This is a genomic window from Porphyromonas sp. HMSC077F02, from assembly GCF_001815465.1.
Lineage (GTDB): Bacteria > Bacteroidota > Bacteroidia > Bacteroidales > Porphyromonadaceae > Porphyromonas_A > Porphyromonas_A somerae.
The window spans coordinates 1-16,390 of record NZ_KV820684.1; the positions used below are offsets into that span (position 1 = coordinate 1).

10 protein-coding genes are annotated in these 16,390 nt (G+C 46.0%); 9 read left to right on the forward strand and 1 reads right to left on the reverse strand.

All coding sequences use genetic code 11. The features are described from left to right. Window positions 1-198 precede the first annotated feature (198 nt). From HMPREF3027_RS07570 to upp, 5 genes are read left to right on the forward strand one after another with little or no spacing between them, the layout of a single operon-like run. Window positions 199-771, forward strand: coding sequence for a DUF5063 domain-containing protein (locus tag HMPREF3027_RS07570; RefSeq protein ID WP_070707881.1), 573 nt, complete (start codon window positions 199-201; stop codon window positions 769-771). Then, entirely contained in the window at window positions 755-1,519 is a 765-nt protein-coding gene (locus HMPREF3027_RS07575) for a 3'-5' exonuclease (protein WP_070707882.1), read from the forward strand. The genes HMPREF3027_RS07570 and HMPREF3027_RS07575 overlap by 17 nt, the downstream gene beginning before the upstream one ends. Window positions 1,520-1,527: 8 nt before the next feature. Next, complete coding sequence (locus tag HMPREF3027_RS07580; protein WP_070707883.1) at window positions 1,528-2,712, forward strand: class I SAM-dependent rRNA methyltransferase; 1,185 nt, start codon at window positions 1,528-1,530, stop codon at window positions 2,710-2,712. A 6-nt stretch (window positions 2,713-2,718) separates the two neighbouring features. Further along, on the forward strand, window positions 2,719-4,131 hold the full coding sequence (locus HMPREF3027_RS07585; protein ID WP_070707884.1) for an MltF family protein: 1,413 nt from the start codon (window positions 2,719-2,721) through the stop codon (window positions 4,129-4,131). Window positions 4,132-4,142: 11 nt separating this feature from the next. Further along, a complete protein-coding gene (upp, locus tag HMPREF3027_RS07590) occupies window positions 4,143-4,799 on the forward strand; it encodes a uracil phosphoribosyltransferase (protein ID WP_018028136.1) in 657 nt (218 codons plus the stop codon). Between the two features lie 259 nt (window positions 4,800-5,058). Here upp and HMPREF3027_RS07595 read toward each other — a convergent pair whose 3' ends face one another. Beyond that, the gene (locus HMPREF3027_RS07595; protein ID WP_070707885.1) at window positions 5,059-7,203 is read right to left on the reverse strand and encodes a M3 family metallopeptidase; all 2,145 of its coding nucleotides are present in this window, start codon (window positions 7,201-7,203) and stop codon (window positions 5,059-5,061) included. Between the two features lie 353 nt (window positions 7,204-7,556). Between HMPREF3027_RS07595 and HMPREF3027_RS07600 the strand changes: the two genes are divergently transcribed. Genes HMPREF3027_RS07600 through HMPREF3027_RS07615 form a run of 4 tightly spaced genes read left to right on the forward strand, consistent with a single transcriptional unit; the run spans window position 7,557 to window position 16,006 of the window. Continuing rightward, window positions 7,557-11,114: a SusC/RagA family TonB-linked outer membrane protein gene (locus tag HMPREF3027_RS07600; protein ID WP_070707886.1), complete on the forward strand. Its 3,558-nt coding sequence runs from the start codon at window positions 7,557-7,559 to the stop codon at window positions 11,112-11,114. A gap of 17 nt (window positions 11,115-11,131) precedes the next feature. Beyond that, on the forward strand, window positions 11,132-12,592 hold the full coding sequence (locus HMPREF3027_RS07605; protein WP_070707887.1) for a RagB/SusD family nutrient uptake outer membrane protein: 1,461 nt from the start codon (window positions 11,132-11,134) through the stop codon (window positions 12,590-12,592). A gap of 9 nt (window positions 12,593-12,601) precedes the next feature. Beyond that, a complete protein-coding gene (locus tag HMPREF3027_RS07610) occupies window positions 12,602-13,519 on the forward strand; it encodes a putative zinc-binding metallopeptidase (RefSeq protein WP_083317554.1) in 918 nt (305 codons plus the stop codon). A 21-nt stretch (window positions 13,520-13,540) separates the two neighbouring features. Then, window positions 13,541-16,006 carry a zinc-dependent metalloprotease gene (locus tag HMPREF3027_RS07615; RefSeq protein WP_070707889.1) on the forward strand — a complete coding sequence of 822 codons (2,466 nt, stop codon included), beginning with the start codon at window positions 13,541-13,543 and terminating at the stop codon, window positions 16,004-16,006. Window positions 16,007-16,390 lie beyond the last annotated feature (384 nt).

Sequence of the window (16,390 nt, forward strand, 5' to 3'; positions counted from 1 at the left end):
CCTATTTAAGAGGGACCTCTGCCGAGGTTCTTACGCCATTATCCTCAACAGATTGTATATCATCATTCGCACAATAGTCTTTTCTAATGCGTAACCCCTGCGCTTCATGACGTGCATTGGAGAATAGGAGTGGTATTTGCTCAAAAATGTCTACCTTTGTATGAAGTACACATTTAATGAGTGATAGAAGCGATAAGCATGAGAGCTAAGAGCAGTGAGGGGGGTACAGGTGTATTGGGGAATAGTGGGGTGCTGGACTTTGTGGCCGCCGCCGCACGCTATTGTGCTTTGGTGGAACCGATGACGACACCGCTGTGGACTAGGGAGAGCTTGGCGGAGTGTCGGCAGGTACTGGCAGACATCTATGCTGAGGGGTTACGGCTACCCACTTGGCCTATGGAGGCTTTTGGGGAGGAAGCTGGTCGGTTGGTGACGGAGGAGGAGTATGACCTGGTTCGGCAGCGGTTGGTTCGCATCTTAGGGAGCTATGACTACTTTCTTGACGCTGAGGAGGAGGCGATGAAGTATTCCGAGACGCCTATCGGTGTGAGCACGGCAGAGCTTTTGGCCGATATTTACCAGGTGCTGGGCGACTTTGTATGGGTAATGCGTGGGGGTAATGAACGAGCAATGTATCAGGCGGTGGCGGAGTGTCGCTTCACGATGGAGGAACGTTGGGGTGAGCTATTGCTGACGGTGCTGAGGCAATTGCATCGCTTGTACCACGACCCTCTCTTTGAACTTCAAGAGGAAGATGGAGGAGATAACTAGGAGTAAGATCAGCAATGAGGAGCTGAGAGAGCTAGAAGCAGAGGTGCTTGAGGTGCCACTAGTGGTGCTTTCGCATAGAACCTCTGTCCAGGAGTTTGTGGCTCAGTGTTCGGCACTGGGTGATGGGGTAAGTGTGCTGGGGCTGGATACGGAGACGAAACCGGCCTTTAAGCGTGGTTGTAGCCATAAGGTATCACTTCTACAATTGGCGACTGCCGACCGAGCACTATTGATTCGATTGGAGCCGATACTCTCTCAAGAGCAATTGGCACCAGTGAAGAAACTACTTGAGGATCAAAAAATCACTAAGGTGGGAGTGGGTATTGGTGATGATGCCAAGGGACTTTGGAAGGATCGCCAACTGCGTCTCAATCGGATGGTGGATCTCAGGCTGCTTTCTAAGGCAGCTGGTATTGAGGTGCTTTCGCTCTCAAAACTCTATGCGGTACTATTCGGTAAGCGGATTAGTAAGGGGCAGCGCCTCTCGGATTGGGAGCGTGAGGAGTTGACGGAGGCTCAATTGGATTATGCAGCACTTGATGCGGTGGCTGGTCTACGAATCTACCAAGCTTTGGAGGGGTGGCTAAATGAGGAAATGTATCGGGACTTAGAGGGGCTGCCTAAGGAGAAAAATAAACGCTCTATCCGGAAGTCTTTGAAAAGGGGGCGAACCGCTGGGACTTCAAAAACAAAGGAGGCAAAGAATAGGAGCAAGAGTAAGGGGAGTAAAGTAGCAAAAAAGAAATAGTAGTCAATATGAAGCAGATAGAGCTAAAAGCGGGGCGAGAGGCCTCAGTGGAGCGTAAGCATCCTTGGATCTTTTCACGTGCCCTTGTCTCTACCAAAGGGATAGAGGCTGGGGATATGGTGGAGGTGCTGGATAGTGAGGGGCACTTTTGTGGAAGAGGTTATTATGAAGGTGGCTCTATTGCGGTACGGCTTTTGACCTTTGCGGAGGGGGAGCAGATAGATGCTTCTTTGTGGCAAAGGCGGTTTCAAGAGGCTTTGGAAGCTCGCAAGGCACTTGGACTTTTGGCTTCTCCTCGTGAGGGTTTCCGCTTGGTCTATGGGGAGGGGGATAGTTTGCCAGGACTGATTGTGGACCTCTACGGAGGGGTGGCTGTGATGCAAGCTCATACGCTTACGATGCACTTGAGACGTAGAGAACTGACGGAGGCACTCGCAACTGTGCTAGGGGAGCGGTTGGAGGCGGTTTACTATAAGTCGTCGGACTCTCTACCGATGGTGGAGGGGGTGGTGGATGAATTGCTTTACGGATCTATTGATGCGGTGGAGCAGGTGGTGGCAGAGGAGCAAGGCATTCGTTTCTCCCCAGATATTCTAAGAGGGCAGAAGACAGGCTTCTTCCTCGACCAACGTCAGAATCGCGCTAGAGTAGGGGAGCTGGCGAAGGGAAGAAGAGTACTGAATATGTTTTGCTATACCGGTGGCTTTTCGCTCTATGCTCTAAGGGGAGGTGCAGAGCGGGTGGTGTCGCTGGATAGTTCGCCTAGAGCGATGGATCTTCTAGAGGACAATTTGAAGCTCAACTTTGGTGAAGTTCCTACTTGCCATGAGTCTGTGGTAGGGGATGCCTTTAAGTATCTGTATGAGATGGAGGAGGGGGCTTTTGATATGATTATTTTGGACCCTCCAGCTTTTGCAAAAAGGAGGGAGGTATTGCGAAATGGTCTGCAAGGCTATCGCAAGCTGAATAGTGCGGCACTTCGTAAGATAGCAAAGGGCGGGCTACTCTTTACTTTTTCCTGCTCACAAGTGGTGGGGGTAGAGGAGTTCCGGCAGGCTCTTTTTACCGCTGCGTTGCATGCTGGTCGTGAGGTGCGGGTGCTGGAGCAGTTTGGTCAGTTTGCCGATCACCCAGTAAGTATTTACCACCCCGAGGGAAGTTATCTGAAGGGCTTTTTGCTCTATGTGTCGTAAAAGGTGATGAGTACTATTTATCTACTTGGTCTGCTTTTGAGCCTATTGCTCTCTGCCTGTAGTCAGGAGGAGGAGAATGAGTCGGCACAGCATTTCCGTAGCTGGCAGGAGGTGGTAGATAGTGATACGCTGAGGATAGGGACGCTTACCTCGCCCGAAGACTTTTACCTCCTGAGGGGTGAGATGATGGGTTTGGAGTATCAAAAGGCGGTGGACTTTGCACAAGCTCACGAACTTGTACTGGATGTGCAGATTGAGCGGAGCTTGGATAGCTTGCTTTGGCGATTGGAGCAAGGGGAGATAGACCTTTGTATTACCCCTTTGGCTATGTCGCGAGGAAATCTCGAGCGGTTTTCTTTTGGCGGAATCATTGATACGGCATCTCTAGTGCTGGTACAGAGAAAGGCAAAGGAGGGGATGATTTCAAACCTTTCAGAACTGGGAGGTAAGATAGTGTGGATAGATGCTGGGGGTGCTGCAGAGGTTCGGTTGCATCAGATTGAGGAGGAGATAGGGGAAAACATTGAAGTGGTCCCTTCGGACTCACTCAGTATGGAGGAGCTTTTGGTGCAGATGGGCACGGAGGAGGGAATAGACTTCCTACTCGTAGATGAGCATCTGGGGCAGTTGGGGATGAGGTATTTCCCTTCGCTTAATGCCGATCTTCGGGTGAGTGCACCGATTAAGTATGGGTGGGCTCTTTGTAAAGAGAATAATTCACTAAAGAAGCAGTTGGATACCTACTTCCTAACAGGTGAAAAGTTGGGGCATTATAGTCGGCTACGTGACCAGAATAGCCATCTGCAGAGCTATATTCAGGAGTTTGCGATGGTAACGGAGCGGGTGCAATTGACGCAAGGGGTGATCTCTCAGTACGATGCTTTATTTGAAAAAGAGGGGGCTAGGCTACCTTGGCACTGGACGGTGTTGGCGGCTATTGCTTATCACGAGAGTCGTTTTAGATCCGATGTGGTAGGCTGGAGTGGAGCTAGGGGGTTGATGGGGATTATGCCACGCACTGGTGCTAGTTATGGGGCAACGAAGGAGGAGTTGCTTCGGCCTGAGGTATCAATTCGAGTGGCGGTAGACTGTCTTTTGGAGGTGAGGAAGAGCTTCGGAGATATGACTGATGAGGCGACTCAATTGAGCTTCACACTTGCAGCCTATAATGCCGGACTGGGACATGTGCAGGATGCAATGCGGCTTGCCCGGAAACATCATGCCCCCGACTCTATATGGCAGGGCGGGGTGAGGGAGTATATCTTACTGAAAAGCCATCCAGAGTACTACAATGACCCAGTGGTTCGCTTTGGATACCTGCGAGGTAAGGAGACGGCTAACTATGTGGATGATGTGATGAGTAGAAGTCAGGTGTACCACGCTTTATTGCAAAAGAAAAATTCAAACCATAAGAAATAGTATTTAAGATCATGAAAGTAATCAACCTTTCGGAACAGAATTCAATCCTCAACCGCTTTGTGGCGGAGTTGCGAGATGTCAATATCCAAAAGGATCGTATGCGCTTCAAGCGAAACATTGAGCGGATAGGCGAGGTGATGGCGTATGAGATTAGTAAGACGTTTGAGTATCAACCTAAGGAGGTGCAGACTCCACTAGCGATCTCGCACGACCAATTGGATCAGAATGAGGTGGTGATTGCCACGATTCTACGTGCTGGCCTTCCTCTCCACCACGGATTTACTAATTATCTTGATAGAGCGGAGAACTGCTTTGTTTCGGCCTATCGCAGGTATAAGGACCGGCTCAATTTTGAGGTGATGATTGAGTATCTTTCCTCTCCTTCAATAGAGGGTAAAACGCTGATTTTGGTCGATCCAATGCTGGCAACTGGAAGCTCTATGGAGCTGGCATACAAGGCAATCCTCACGAAGGGAACTCCTAAGGTATTGCATGTTGCCTCTGTGATTTCTAGTCAACCAGCACTGGATTATCTGCAGAAGGTAATGCCTGAGGATTGTACGCTTTGGACCGCTGTCAACGATCCTGAGATCAATGAGCACTCTTATATCGTACCAGGTCTCGGTGATGCTGGAGATCTCTCTTTTGGTGAAAAGTTAGACGACTAGAGACTGTTGCACGAAGGCGATCTGCGGCGTTGCTATCGGAATTCGGGTTCGGTCACGTACGTGAGTACGCTCCCTTCACCCTCATCCTCAGCGCCTTGCATCTCATCCTTCGTGCAAAGTCTCAGCACATTTGAAGCAAATGTGCGAGAATGGCACTTCGTGCAAACATTCTCGACTAAGTCTATTTTCATCTTAGTATAAAATAAAGGAGCCCTCACATTGCGTGAGGGCTCCTTCGTATTTAATATGTCGTGCGTGATTACTTCACTCCGCGTGCAGGAAGCAGGCTAGCTACATTAGGCTCTGCAAGACCGGTGAAGTCGGAGAAGATCTGTGCTAGATCCTCGGTGTTACCCTTGGAAAGAACCTTGTCGCGGAAAGCTCTACCTACCTCAGGGTTGAGCGCACCATTCTTGGTGAAATACTCGCCAACATTTACAGCCAGTACCTCAGACCATAGGTAGCTATAGTAACCACAAGCGTAGCCACCACCCCAAACGTGGTTAAAGTAACTAGTGCGGTAGCGTGGAGGAATCTGTGGATTGAGAAGCCCAGCCGCTGCAAGAGCGTTATTCTCAAACTCCTCTACATTCTCTGCATTTACCTCATTACCTGTAGAAAGCATGTGGAAAGCTACGTCGCCAGTAGAAGCAGCAAGGTTTTCCCCTAGAGCATAGGCAGCGTGGAAGTTAACCGACTCCAGCATCTTATTCTTAAGATCCTCTGGCATAGCCTCGCCTGTCTCATAGTGCTTAGCAAAGTTGGCAAATACCTCGGGCACAGTAGCAAAGTACTCATTGAACTGGCTTGGCATCTCTACGAAGTCGCGGAACACGTCGGTGCCACTGAGAGACTTGTACTCTACATTAGATAGCATACCATGAAGAGCGTGACCAAACTCGTGGAATAGAGTAGTTACCTCATCCCAAGTAATTAGATTAGGTTGTCCCTCTGGTGCCTTGGTGTAGTTACATACGTTGTAGATGATTGGAAGCTGGTCATTGCGATGGCTCTGAGATGCAAATTCACTCATCCATGCACCACCACCCTTGGTAGGACGTCTGAATAGATCGGTATAGAATAGAGCTACCTGCTCTCCAGTCTCAGCATTGAGTACATCGTAAACGTGTACATCCTTATGGTAGGTTGGGAGGTCAAAGCGCTCCTTGAAGGTGAGACCATAAACATGCTCTGCAGCGTAGAATACACCATTCTTAAGGACGCTATCTACCTCGAAGTAAGGCTTAACGTCATTAGCATTGAAGTGATACTTCTCTTCCTTCATCTTGGCTGAGAAGTAGAAGCGGTCGTATGGCTTTAGCTCAAAGTCGCTACCCATAGTTTTGCGAGCATACTCCTCAATCTCCTTAGTCTCGCGGTCAGCTACAGGCTGATACTCCTCTGCAAGCTTCTTTAGGAAGCTAGTCACTGCCTCTGGAGTCTTAGCCATCGTATTCTGAAGACTGTACTCAGCAAAATTGTTGAAGCCGAGTAACTGTCCCTTCTTGTGACGAAGCTGAGCCATCTCTGCAATGATTGGGTAGGTATTTTGGTTGCCAGTGTTATCCGAACGGTGATAAGAGGCGTTGAATACCTTCTCACGGGTTGCACGATTCTCAAGAGATGTCAGAATATCCTGCTGTGTAGTATTGCTGATTACAATAGCATAAGGTGCAGTAACAGCCTCATTTGCCTCGGCATCAGCCTTGCACTGAGCAATCTCTCCCTCGCTAAGGCCAGCCAACTCCTCTACATCCTCAATAGGAACGATGGCCTTGTTGCGAGCCTCGATATTCATCTTTACAAACTCTTGCTGGAGTACTGCTAGACGAGCATTGACCTTCTCAAGCTCGTCCTTCTTCTCTTTTGGAAGATTGGCACCTGCTCTTACAAAGCCGTCGTAAATCTCCTTGAGGAGTTTCCTGTCTTCACCTTGAAGGGTTTCGTACTCATTGTCATACACCACCTTGATACGATCAAAGAGTGGCTGATTGAAGGTGATCTCATCCTCCCAAGCGGTGAGCATAGGGATCACATCGGCCTCTATTGCCTTGATCTCATCAGTACCATCGGCACTTGAGATGGCAAAGAATACATTGGAAACACGTGAAAGAAGTGCCCCACTATCCTCGTAAGGGAGGATGGTATTCTGGAATGTTGGCTTCTCCTCATTGTCTACAATGGCCTTAAGCTCGGCTCTTTGCTGTTCGATACCAGCCTCAAATGCAGGCTTGTAGTGCTCATTTTTGATCTTGCCAAAGTCTGGAGCGTGAAAAGCCAGTGCGCTAGGCTCGTTGAATGGATTTCCTTCCATAGGATCATTTTTCTCTCCCTTACAGCCCACTGCAAGCAGACTGATAGCGGCTAGGCCGCTAAGGAGCAACGTTTTGAAATTTTGATACATAACTTTATTATCTTTATTATCTGAAAAAGTATTAGCTACAAGTTATATCCTCGCTTTGTATTGGCAAATATAAGGAATATTTACAACATACCCCCTTCTTAATATCATCTCACGCTAAACAATGGTGTTGAGGGTAATACTTTCCACTAGAAATAGTAGACGATTTAACTTCGACTTTTGACTTTTGATTTATTTTCTTTTGGAATATTTTGCAGTTACAAATAAAAAGTTATCTTTGTGGATAGGAAAGCTAAATTATATTGTATCAAGGTTTAAGTATTTTAAGCTACCTCATCTCCTTGAGAACTGTTTGAAATAGTTACAACCCTAATCTAAACACAAATACTTACGAAATGAGGAGATTTTATCAGATTCTCTCGCTATCGTTCCTTTTTATGATTGCCTTCCCTATGCTTCAGGTTTATGGGCAGGAGCCAATTAAAAAGGAGGTCACGCTCAATGTGAGAGAGGCAAGACTAGAGCAACTATTTGAAGCGATCTCAAAGGAGACTGGCTATCAATTCAAGTACAATGTGGACGATCTTGATGACGTCACTAAGCGCTTCACTGCACAAGGAACTGTCAATGTGTCGGAGCTACTCGATAAGATTCTCAAGAATACACCGCTCTCCTACAAGATTGAGGGTAATGTGATTCGTATCACTTCTAGCCAAAGTCATTGGTCTACCATTCGTGGTAAGGTGATGGATGAGTCAGGAATGCCTATCCCAGGAGCCTATGTTCGTCTGAAGGGAAAGTCTACGGGAACCTCTACAGATAGTGATGGAAATTATAAGATTCGTATTCCTGACCTGAAGGATGCAGTCCTTATATATTCTTTTATAGGAATGAGTACCAAGGAGGTGAAACCTACTTCAAAACGGCAAGATGTAAGGCTCTCTGAGAGCAGTTATGCTCTTGAGAGTGTGGTGGTGGAGAGTACAGGTTATGCTGATACAGATAAGCGACTATCTACCTCATCTGTGATAACTATGAAGGCTGGCGATGTGATCCAAGGTAATGTGGGGACAATTGATAATATGCTCCTCGGTAAAGTGCCTGGCATGAATGTGATTTCAGAGGTTTCTACACCTGGTGCAGCCGCCAAGATTCGAGTTCGTGGTGTTTCGACACTATCAGGGAGTAGAGAGCCTCTATGGGTAGTGGATGGTATCATTTTGGATGACCCTGTGCCCCTAAGTGCCGAGGAGATTAATAGCCTTGATAATGTCAATCTTATCGGTAATGCGATATCGGGTCTTAACCCTATGGATATTGAGAAGATCGATATCCTTAAAGACGCTGCTGCAACTGCTATTTATGGTGTGCGTGCTGCGAATGGCGTGGTGGTTGTTACTACCAAAAAGGGTAAAGAGGGCCGTATGTCTATCAACTATAGCGGTACTTTTACTTATAATCAAAGACCTAATTATGGACAGATGTCTTTGATGAATTCAAAAGAGCGTATTGCAGTATCTAAGGAGATTGAGGAGCGTGCCCTGCCGTTTATGTTCCAGGTTTCTAGAGTAGGGTACGAAGGTGCCTTGATGGATCTCTATGAGCGTAATATCACTGAGCAGGAGTTCTTGGAGCGTGTTAAGAGTATGGAGGAGCAAAATACCGATTGGTTTGGTGAGCTCTTTAGAGATAATGTATCTCGGAGACATAATCTGAGTATCTCAGGCGGTACTGAGCGCATGACATACTATGCTTCAGGTAACTACTCTAATTCTCCTGACGTGGTGAAGGGCAAAGGGGTAAACAATTATTCCGGAATGCTTAAGCTCAATTTTAATCCTTCTAAAAAGGTGCAAGGAATGCTCTCCTTGCGTACCAGCAGCAATAGCAGGGAGTATACGCATATGTCTTTCTCCCCCTATCAGTTTGCTATGGAGACGGCACGTATCATCCCAGCCTATGATGAAAATTGCGAGCCTTACTTCTTTAATAAGTCTCAGGGATATCTAACTCAACTTCGTTATAGTCCTATTAATGAGATGAAACACTCTGGCAACTCAGTCCAGACCAATAGCTACAATATTATAGGGCAACTTAATTGGAAGCCCATCACCGATCTTACCCTCAGCACTACCTTTGGAATTAACTTCTCCAATACTTCCGACAAGTCTTGGTTCGATGAGAGAAGCTATATAGCTGCCAATATGAGACGAGTGAACTATGGTGATCCGCTTCCAGATGCTAAAAACTTCAAAGAGGAGATGTGTCAGCTACCATACGGTGGAGGACTTACCAGTGGACGTACAAGTAACTTCGGTTGGCAATGGCGTGCACAAGTGATATACAATTGGCGTCCTTGGGAAAATCATACGCTTACTATTAATGCTGGTCCAGAGTTTAGATCTACAAGGTACGACGGTATCCGAACTACAGAATACGGCTATCTTCCCGATCGTGGTGAGAGCTTTATGAATATCGACCCTGCTGTTTGGAAGGCTTATTATAATTTGACTAAGAACCAAAAGGATAGGGTGACCAATAGGCTTTCAAACTTTATCTCACTGTTTGCCAATGTCACTTATTCATATAAGCGCAAATATATCCTTACCTACAATGTGAGAGCCGAAGGATCCAATAAGTTTGGACAAGATAAGAGTGCTCGCTTCCTCCCAATTTGGTCTGTATCAGGTCGATGGAATATCCAAGAGGAAGAATGGTTGAAGGATGTGATGTGGCTCAATATGCTATCGCTAAAGGCTTCGTATGGTATCCAAGGTAATGTGGCCGATGACCAGACTCCTCAGCTGATTATGCGGTATAGCGATTATGATAATGTTGCCAATCGTTTCCCAAGTGTCATCTCAAAACTCCCTAACCCATTATTAAGGTGGGAGAAGAATACTTCGTATAACCTCGGAATAGAGGCATCCTTCTTCGATAATCGTATTTATCTAAGTGCTGAGTACTACCGACGTGTCGGAAAGGATCAGTTGATCAATAAGTCAGTATCCCATACCCTTGGTCAGACATCTATCCAAACTAATGCCGGCACACTTATCAATCATGGTATTGATTTGATGGCTACATTTGTGCCTATTCGTACAAAAGATTGGACTTGGACGATCAATGCTAATGGTTCTCAAAACCGAAATAGAGTGATCGATGGCGGTGTAAATGACGACTACACCTATGTGCAATTCCTCAATGGTACGGCTATTGTAAATGATAAGTCGATTGACACCTTCTACTCTTATCGATTTAAGGGGCTTAACGACAAGGGCCTTCCAGAGTTCTATAATTTAGAGGAAGGAATTAAGGGACTTAGCAAAGAGGAGTTTTATAGCAAGATATTTGTGGAGTCGGGTCAGAGAGTGCCCTTCTTGCAAGGTGGTTTCGGTACCTCGGTAAGGTGGAAAGATCTTACTCTTAACCTGTTCTTCTCGTATAGCGTAGGTAATAAGGTTCGACTAAATAACCTATATCAGGATAGTGGACAGTCTACTCCACAACCATGGCAAAACATGAATAATGAATTGGTGGATAGATGGCAGAAGCCAGGCGATGAGGCCCACACCAATATCCCAGTACTTACCAATAATCCTTTGGACGACGTGAAGTACAAAGAGCACGATACCGGTTTATTTGGAGGCGGTGGAGTGAGATGGGATCACCCATTTGCTGAAAACCGTTGGCAGATGTACAATAAGAGCGACCTACGTGTTGTTGATGGTAGCCACTTGAGGCTTCGTACTGCATCACTCTCTTATAGAGTGCCTACAGAGTTGATCAATAAGATAGGTCTTACAGCTGCCAATATTCGGCTAGAGGGTTATAATCTCGCTCTATTTAGCTCTAAGAAACTTAGAGGGCAGGACCCAAGCCAAATGACTTTAGGACTGAGAACTACCCCTCCATTGCCATCCTATTCTATGACGATTAATCTTTCATTTTAAGCAGACTACTAGATAAGATGAAAACTATATACAATTATATTTCGCTACTCGGTCTCCTACTAGTTTTAGGACTAACTAGCTGTGAGGGCTTCTTGGCCGAATACTCACAAGACGAAGTGGCACCTAAGAATGTAAGAGAGTACTCTCAGATACTTTATGGTGAGGCCTACTTGCGTGGTGAGGAATTGCCCTACAGCTACTTGGAGCTACTGACCGATAATGTCAAGATCGTATCCAATAGCAGTAATGAAAGTACTGGTACTGATGTGCGTGTCAAAGGGTGGGGTTACTTTACTTGGCAAGCCTCTCCAGAAAAAACAGCATCGGGAGGTCTGAATATTGACCGTTCGTGGAGGGTTTTTTATCGCCATATTTTGGCCTCAAATATCATCCTCAAGGAAATGCCCAATATGACTGGTGATGAGTCTGAGAAGGCTCAATTGGAGGGCGAAGCTCATGCTGCCCGCCTTAATGCCTACTTCTATCTTACCAATCTATATGCACCTGCATACAATCCAGCTACTGCAAAGGAGACTAAAGGGGTGCCTATTAATGATAAGTCACACGGTGAAGATGCTCAATTTCCAAGAGCAATATTGGCTGATAACTATGCTCAGATGATCAAGGATATTGAAGGGGCGGAGAAGGCCTTTGCACAAGTTAGCAAGCCCGCTGGTATCTTTAGCTGGAATCTCAATGCAGTTACGATACTCGCCTCTCGTGTCTACCTCTATATGAAGGATTATCCCAAGACCATTGAATATGCTACTAAGGCACTTGCTTTGAATCCGGTTCTCCAAAACCTCAATGATATGGACCTAAAGGAAGGTATCTTTATTAATAAAAATAATAAAGAGATCGCATTTAGCTATGGCTTCTTCAATCCAGAGTACTTCGCGATTGGTAATAGTGCCTACTATACCATCTCAGATGAGCTGAGTGCCCTTTATACTTCCGATGATCTCCGTAAGGCGAATACCACGGACGGTCTCTTTTTCAGAAGTGAAAGAGTCAATGTGGGTAGTTTTTGGTTTCCAAAGTATGTTTATTACTCCAAGGTAACGAAGGGTGCTGACGAAAGTGAATCAAACTGCTATGGATTTGCAATCCGTACGAGTGAGGCACTCCTTAATAGAGCAGAGGCGTATGCCGAAACAGGTCAATTGGATCTCGCTATGGCGGATCTCAATAAGCTTCTTGCCAATCGTATGAAGAAAGGTACCCCAGCACTTGCCCAGCCTGCCACTCAGGAAGAGGTGATTCAGTTGGTTCGACTAGAGCGTAGAAAGGAGCTTGCCTTTGAGCAACATAGATGGTTTGACCTGCGTCGCTGGGATCAGCCAAAGATCAAGCACCTCTATATCACCAATCTTGAGTCAGGCGAGGGTAATGAGTTCGTCCTTTCACAGGGAGATAGTCGCTATACGCTACCTATCCCACAAACTGCATTTGAGTCTGATCCATCACTAACTAAATAATTGATCGATATGAAATCTATATATAGACACATTGCAATATTATCTATAGCTGCATTTGTATTGATGCAGAGCAGTTGCTATAGAGAGAAACCCATCCAATCGGAGATCGGCAAGCCAAGATATCAAGTGGATGCCAATATCCCAGAGATACTTGACCTATACAATACTAGTGGCGTACAGATGATTTATGACTTCGATGGAGCTACTGCGAAGTGGAATTTGGGTAAGTTTTCCTCCAAAGGACTCTATATCCCAATTAATAAAGAGGATCCCGAGGCGATGACTTCGCTCAAAGCCAATCTCTCCTATATCCTAGACGAGTTTGTAAATCTTTATCCCAAAGAGTTTCAGAGAAAGTATATGCCCCTTCGCATATTTCTATGTGATTCTATCAGAGGTGTAAGATCTAAAAATATTGAAGAGTTTGCTTACTACGGTATCGATCATATGGCCATCAATCTTTACAAGAAGGGCGATAAGGTCAATGGACCTGACAGGCGAGCAATGACCTTCAATGATATAGATGCTTACTATGATGCCGCATTTTTATCTCTTCATACAACGCTATTTCAGCAGCTATCTGTATATAAGGCAGAGTGGCCTCATGCATTTCTTTCCATTAATGAGGGCATGTACAATGTTAATCTCGTCAAGCGTAAGGATGAGCCCGATTTCGATCCACGTAAATATGGCTTCTGGACCTATGATGAGGATCACGCAGCTTGGGCATGGTACCATACCGTGACCGTGGAGAAAGACATTTCTGATTTTATAGAGAGGTTTATCACCAAGAGCGAGAGTGAAAACCTATCCGATATGGAGAGCTTCCCTCTTCTTCGTCAAAAGTATGATATCCTTAGAGCTTTTATCAAGGATAACTTTGGGGTAGATATGCAGGAAATCGGAAATAAACGAAGCAATCAATAGACTTTATTACTTTGATATTATATGATTCAAAATAACTTACTACGAGCAATACTCCTTGGTGGAGTATTGTTCTTTAGCACACCATTTGTGTCGGCACAAGTGCCAGATATATTCTCCGCTGTACTTGGAGAGGTTAAAGAAGAGACCCCAGAAGCCCCCAAAGATAGCACAGTGGTAGAAGAGGGCGGATATGCTAAGCTACTTAAAGATGCCACCAAGGCCGAGGGCTTTATCAACCTCTATCTCAAAAAGGGAAAACTCTATATGGAGATTCCACTCTCCCTACTGCACAAACCCATGCTCTATACTGGCCGAGTAGCTCAGATTAGTGATAATAAGGATGTGATTGCGGGTCAGATGCCCTCCGATCCTAAGATGGTAGCGTGGTCCAAAGACGATACCAAGGTCTACATGCACGAGCAGTCGGCTAGCTATTCGGCCGACCCCAAGTCCTCTATTTACCCAAGGTTTGAAGATAATAATATAGAGCCTATTTTGGCAGCTTATGATATCAAGGCGTGGGCTCCTGATTCTGCAGCAGTGGTGATTGATGGTACCAGCCTATTTCTCACAGGAGATGCCCCGATGTCACCATTCATACCCTCCTCACCATTTGATAGCATGCTTGGTGCCAAGAAACTCTCGGGTAGCTTCAAAAGAGATATGAGCTCTATTCGCTCCATCAGCTCTTTTGAACGCAATCTGAATGTAGAGGTACGTGCTGTATATACCTCTAGTGGTAAGCCCTTTACCGCAGTGGTCAATGGCTCTCTCTTGTTGCTCCCTGATGAGAAGATGCGACCTCGTTTGGCTGATGATCGGATTGGTTACTTCTATAATGTGACACTCCCCATCACCACCACTTCAATGCGTATGGAAAAGGAGCGCTACATTACACGTTGGCGGCTAGAGCCTAGAGAGCAAGATATTGCAAAGCATAGAGCAGGCGGATTAGTAGTGCCTAAGCAACCAATCGTCTTTTACTACGACACCGCCTTTCCAAAAGAGTGGTGGCCTTACATCAAAGAAGGTATTGAGGATTGGCAGCAAGCTTTTGAGCAGGCCGGTTTTAAGCAAGCTATTATAGCCAAACCCTATCCCGATGACCCCAGCTTCAGTCCCAATGATGCTCGCTACTCTTGCATCATTTACTCCACCTCACGTACCCCTAATGCTATGGGACCTTCGTGGACCGATCCACGTACAGGCGAGATCCTACAGGCTTCGGTCTATTTTTATCATAATGTGCTAGACTTGCTTCATAATTGGCGCTTTGCACAGACAGCTGCTGCTGACCCAAAGGCAAGAAATCGCAATTACGATATCAAGTTCCTAGGGCCAATGCTTCGTTATATTATTGCTCATGAGGTGGGTCATACACTTGGCCTGATGCATAATATGGCAGCTTCAACAGCCTATAGTATTGCCGATTTGAGGTCTCCCGCATTTACAAGCAAGTGGGGCACTACCCCCTCTATTATGGACTATGCTCGTTATAATTATATCGCACAGCCGGGGGATGGGGTGACTAATTTCCTCCCACCACGGTTGGGCGTATATGATATTTATGCAATCAAGTGGGGCTATGCACCTATCTACAGCGCAGCCACCTATCGCGACGAGGTAAAGACACTTGATCGTTGGATTCAAGAAAAGTCCAATGACCCTCGCTACTTCTATGGAGAGCAGCAGATTCTTAATGTCAACGACCCCTATGCCCTCTCAGAGGATTTAGGTGACGACCGCGTAGAGGCAAGTCGCTTGGGTATTCAAAATCTTAAGACGACCATAAATCACCTCTTTGAGTGGACAGCCGAGAGAGATAAGGATTATCAATTGCAAGAGGCTTTGTCCAAGGCAATAGAGCAACAGTTTAGGCAGTATCTTGGTCATGTGAAGATCTACATTGGTGGATACCTACGTCAGAGTCCACGGCAAGGTGAAGCGCGCCAGCGTTTTGTCCCTGTGCCAGCTGAGAAGCAAAAGGAGGCTCTCTACTTTGTGCTAGATGAGGCACAAGCCTATCCTTATTGGATGGCTACTGAAGAGATGAAAAAGTATCTAGGTAAGAGTGAGCGAGACTTTGATGGATACGTTATCTCCACGATGCGCGACTTATTGAATATTAGTTTGCTTTCTCGTATAGGTATGACCTCAGAATTGCCCACAGATGGCACCCCATACACTCCTAGCCAATATATGCAAGACCTCTTTGACTACGTTTGGAAAGAGCCGGCTGAGCTGAATAGTGCATTGAGAAATTTGCAGTATACTTATGTATCGCAAATGATCAGTCAGCTGGAGCTAGATAAGGCAGACCGCGACTCAAAAACCTCCACAGGCAAGATAGAGGGTCGTGCACTTATCTTTGAATATCTCCTTAAGTCTCAAGAGCTTTTGAAGAGTAGAATGGGGCAGGGAAATAGTCCTCTTGCTGCACACTATTCAAGTCTTTATTATTTGATTGATAGATCGCTACAGAAGTAAAGGACGCATCCCGATAGTTTTTTTAGGACACTCAAGGTATAGACCACTATACTTTGAGTGTCCTTTTTTTGAGAATGTTGCACGAAGTGCCATTCTCGCACATTTGCTTCAAAATGTGCTGAGACCTTGTACGAAGGATGAGATGCAAGGCGCTGAGGATGAGGGCGAAGGGAGCGTACTCACGTACGTGACCTAGGCGAATTCCGAAAGCAACGAAGCAGATCGCCTTCGTGCAACAGTCTCTTTTTTGATGTGGATTTGTGTGCGACAGACACCACCGGACGGAGAATCTCCACCAGGGGTTACGCATTAGAAAGGTCTTACCGTATGATCTTTAGCGAGTTGTCTACAAGAAAGGACCTCGGCAGAGGTCCGTGTTAAATA